Origin of the sequence: Streptococcus sp. 2020WUSS089, from assembly GCF_044427405.1 — a bacterium.
GTDB classification, from domain to species: Bacteria; Bacillota; Bacilli; order Lactobacillales; family Streptococcaceae; genus Streptococcus; species Streptococcus hashimotonensis.
Genome location: NZ_JAOTGD010000022.1, coordinates 1 through 3,910 on the forward strand (window position 1 = coordinate 1; position 3,910 = coordinate 3,910).

4 protein-coding genes are annotated in these 3,910 nt (G+C 43.5%); all 4 read right to left on the reverse strand.

Going from position 1 to position 3,910, the window contains the following annotated elements:
* Nucleotides 1-301: 301 nt before the first annotated feature.
* Nucleotides 302-1,561, reverse strand: coding sequence for an MFS transporter (locus tag ODU46_RS09980; protein ID WP_398579569.1), 1,260 nt, complete (start codon nucleotides 1,559-1,561; stop codon nucleotides 302-304).
* Nucleotides 1,562-1,651: 90 nt separating this feature from the next.
* The gene (locus ODU46_RS09985; RefSeq protein ID WP_114866924.1) at nucleotides 1,652-2,317 is read right to left on the reverse strand and encodes a hypothetical protein; all 666 of its coding nucleotides are present in this window, start codon (nucleotides 2,315-2,317) and stop codon (nucleotides 1,652-1,654) included.
* 4 nt (nucleotides 2,318-2,321) lie between these two features.
* Nucleotides 2,322-2,768: a LytTR family DNA-binding domain-containing protein gene (locus tag ODU46_RS09990; protein ID WP_024407334.1), complete on the reverse strand. Its 447-nt coding sequence runs from the start codon at nucleotides 2,766-2,768 to the stop codon at nucleotides 2,322-2,324.
* 139 nt (nucleotides 2,769-2,907) lie between these two features.
* Complete coding sequence (locus ODU46_RS09995) at nucleotides 2,908-3,819, reverse strand: DUF445 family protein (protein ID WP_398579570.1); 912 nt, start codon at nucleotides 3,817-3,819, stop codon at nucleotides 2,908-2,910.
* Nucleotides 3,820-3,910: the final 91 nt, after the last annotated feature.

Below are 3,910 nucleotides of genomic sequence, written 5' to 3' on the forward strand. Positions count from 1 at the left end.
TTACTTTGAGACGTCTCAGAGCCAGTAACTTTAGTGTACTCTTTTTTTCAACATTTTCAACCCTAAAAATTCCTTGAATCTGCAGCTTTAGGCAAAAACAGAACTTAGTCTGAGACTAAATTCTGTTGGTGTTATGCAGTTTTCTCAAAGTAACTTCTGGAAGGACGGGAACTAGAACTTACTTTGAGAATTTACCTGTTTTTTGATTATACTCTTCGAAAATCAAACTCAGACGTCGTTGACTTGATTTGATGAACTTCAGTTCTATCTACATCCTCGTCGCCTAGTCTGAATTCGATTTTCATTGAGTATTCCGTGCCAGCCAGTAGAGGACATAGAGGACCAAGAAGCCAGTTGCCGCTAGGAAAAGTCCGCTAATCTGATTGACAGTCAATACCAAGACCAGACCTGATACCAATAGTCGAGTAAAAGCTTGACCTAGCATAAAATAGGTCGATACCGCTCCGCCAATGGTTGCCAGCTGCTCCTCTGGCATAGAATTGACAAACTTAGCGTTAAACTTAGGTCCACTAGCTCCAGAGCTAATTCCCATTGTAGTAAGGAAGAAGAAAATAATTGGCAGTTGATGTAGCAACATTCCGACAAACACTCCCAGTAGAGAGAAAGTGGCAGCCACTTCCAGCGTCACCATGCTGGTCTTTTTGAAAAGGGTAAAGACCAAGGTCGAACCCAAGATGTTGCCGACAAAGAAGATCAGAATGGTCAGGGCAAGTGTTGTTTCAACATTGAGGAAGACAAGATTTGGATTTTCGCTAATCAGCAGGACCAGAATAGGATAGAGAATCGCTCCGCAGGCGTTGATAATGGGGTTGGTAATCAGGACCAGGCGGAACTCGGGAATCTTGCGCAGCTCCACGATGGCTTGCTTGAATGAAGCTAAAATGCTCGGACCTTTGGTTTCTGACTCGGGCTGGCTCGGCTGCTCTGCTATTTTCAAAGGCTGCTCCGTCAGGAGTTTGCGAAAGGCTGGCGTCAGCAACTGCATGATGAGGAAGGAGACTAAAAAGGTGCCGGCGTTGAGAAAGGCGAGGTTTTGGTAGGAGAGGAGACCGACCAAGAGAGCAGAGAGGGCCTGAAAGGCGATGTTTAGGAGGCTGGTCACGGTCTGACGAAAGGCTGAATACTGCTCCCGCTCTTCCTTGGGCGCTACGCGTAATCCCAGAGGTGTATAGAGGCCGTTTTCATAGAAGCCAGCGAAGTCTGCAAAGACATTGAAAGTTGCAGCCACCACGACAATCCAGAGGGCTGGCTCAAAGCCCATGCAGAATCCGAGGATGAGGTAGAGTACAACGCGAAAGAGGAGGGTCAGCTTGATAGTGCTGATTTTGTTGACCGTCTTGTCTGCCAGATAGCCTGTGAAGAGGCCCATAAAGCTAGGAAAGATTTCTGAGAAGGTCACGATTGCCAGAGCCAGACGGCTGTTTGGCACCAGCAAGACATAGTTCATCAGGGCCAGATAATAGACAACATCACCAAAATTGGACAGCATATCCGCCGTCAGTACCCATAGGTAGGTAGCATTTTTCAAAATTTTTTTCATGATAATCCCTTTCTTTGTATAATTTCCAGAATATTCAGATATTTTGTCTTGCAGAGGAGCCTGGATGGACTTTCCTCTGTGATTATTCTTTTACATAGAGTAAATATTTAATGTAGAAAATGCCATATCACCCGTTACCAAGAGAACCTTTTCTTTTGGCTCAGATGCATAATTGTTAGTTGTTGACATGGCGCTATCCAACTCTACAACCGCTTGCCAGTCAGCAGGCAGGTAGAGTGTGATATTTGAAAAGGCAGCATCGATATGAAATTCAGCCTTATCTCCCAGAATAATCGCCTGATCAAAGTAAACCATACTAGATCCAAAGGCTACATCCACACTGTCATGAATAAAATTCTCCTCATGGATGTATCGAGTCGAGGAACCAAAAGCTGTATCGCGTCCCTTATCGCCAATCACTCCTGTGACAAAACTTTTTGTATCGACCATATTCTTGCTCCTTCTAGGTTTTATTAACAACTTCACCCCTGTACAAGCCAGTATCGCACCTAAAATCAAGGTCCAGGTATCAATTTCCAACCAATTAAAATGACTGTTTAGCACGATAAAGACCAAGGTTCCCCAGACAAAGCTTGTAACTAGCTGTTTTTTTATCATTGCTTTAAAAAAGAGATAACTCCAACCGACTACCAGTGCCAATTTCCAAAGAGGAAATTTCACAGCCGGCAAGTAGTCTTGAAACAAGACCAAGCCTGCCAAGATTAGTAAAGCTATTCCCAAACCATTTCTTTTCATCTTCCTACCTCATTTCCTGTAACTTTTCTTTTAATAAATGGTAATAATGTCGCGACACGTGAACTTCCTTGTGAGTCTTGTAGAAGGAAATCCGACTGGTGCCCGAGAAGGACTTATCTAGCGAATAGACTACCTTGCTATTGACAATAGTTGACTTAGCTACCCGACAAAAGTAGATAGGCAAATACTCCTCAAGTTCATAGAGTTTCATCTTAACCTCGTAGGCATCATCGCCTGTATGAGCAAAAATCTTGGTTCCGTCCGTTTCAAAGAAAAGTATGTCACCCAATGAAAGAAAATACTCGCTGCTCCCCTTGTAAAAAACAAGCGAGGGACGACTAACTTGTTGCAAAGCTTGCTGAATCTGTTCAATCTCTGGTCCCAGCTGACTGGTTCGAATAACAACTTCAACCTGATCTAAGCTGTCATCAAATTCAATCCTAACTTTCATAGCTCCCTCCTTTTTGATAGCTCTATTATACCAGTTCGACATCCAATTACAAGGGCATTTCAGTAAGTGGCAAAATTAGACAGGTAAGTGGTAAACATTCATCATTAAAAGCCGCTAGAATTCTCTAACGGCTTCATAATTATTTCAGTGGAGTTCTTTTATCCTCTTCTCTTTTACGACGCTTATAAAATGCACCTAGAAGGAGACCTGCTCCAAGGATTCCTGTCCAAGCTGATGATTGTTCACCAGTATTTGGTAGCACACCTTGTCTACGCGGAGCTTGAGAGTGACGAGATAGAGTTGATTCTGACTCGGAGATAAATTCTGATACAGATTCTGAAAGAGACTCGCTGACTGAGTCGGAGATAGATTCTGAGACGGATTCGGAAAGAGACTCGCTGACCGATTCAGAGATAGATTCTGAGACGGATTCGGAAATAGATTCGCTTACCGATTCAGAGATAGATTCTGATACGGATTCTGAAATCGACTCGCTGACTGACTCTGAAATTGATTCAGATGTAGATTCAGAGATAGACTCGCTAACTGATTCTGAAAGGGACTCAGATGTAGATTCAGAAATTGACTCGCTGACTGACTCTGAGATGGATTCAGAGACGGATTCTGAAATTGATTCAGATGTGGATTCAGAGATTGACTCGCTGACCGACTCTGAGATAGATTCTGAGACGGATTCGGAAAGCGATTCGCTAACTGACTCGGAGATGGATTCTGATACAGATTCTGAAAGAGACTCGCTGACTGACTCGGAGATGGACTCAGATACAGATTCTGAAATCGACTCACTTACTGACTCGGAAATTGACTCAGAGACTGATTCTGAAATTGACTCGCTCACTGACTCGGAGATAGATTCTGAGACAGATTCTGAAAGAGACTCACTTACTGACTCGGAGATGGACTCAGATACGGATTCGGAAAGGGACTCGCTAACTGACTCAGAGATGGACTCAGATGCAGATTCTGAAATTGATTCACTCACTGACTCTGAAAGAGATTCTGAGACGGATTCGGAAATCGATTCGCTCACTGACTCGGAGATAGACTCAGATGTAGATTCAGAAATAGATTCGCTGACTGACTCGGAAATCGACTCAGATGTAGATTCCGAAATTGACTCG

What these genes read in the sequence shown, in the direction of transcription:
- ODU46_RS09980 (WP_398579569.1), bottom strand. Translation starts at nt 1,561, where the DNA reads ATGAAAAAAATTTTGAAAAATGCTACCTACCTATGGGTACTGACGGCG.
- ODU46_RS09985 (WP_114866924.1), bottom strand. Translation starts at nt 2,317, where the DNA reads ATGAAAAGAAATGGTTTGGGAATAGCTTTACTAATCTTGGCAGGCTTG.
- ODU46_RS09990 (WP_024407334.1), bottom strand. Translation starts at nt 2,768, where the DNA reads ATGAAAGTTAGGATTGAATTTGATGACAGCTTAGATCAGGTTGAAGTT.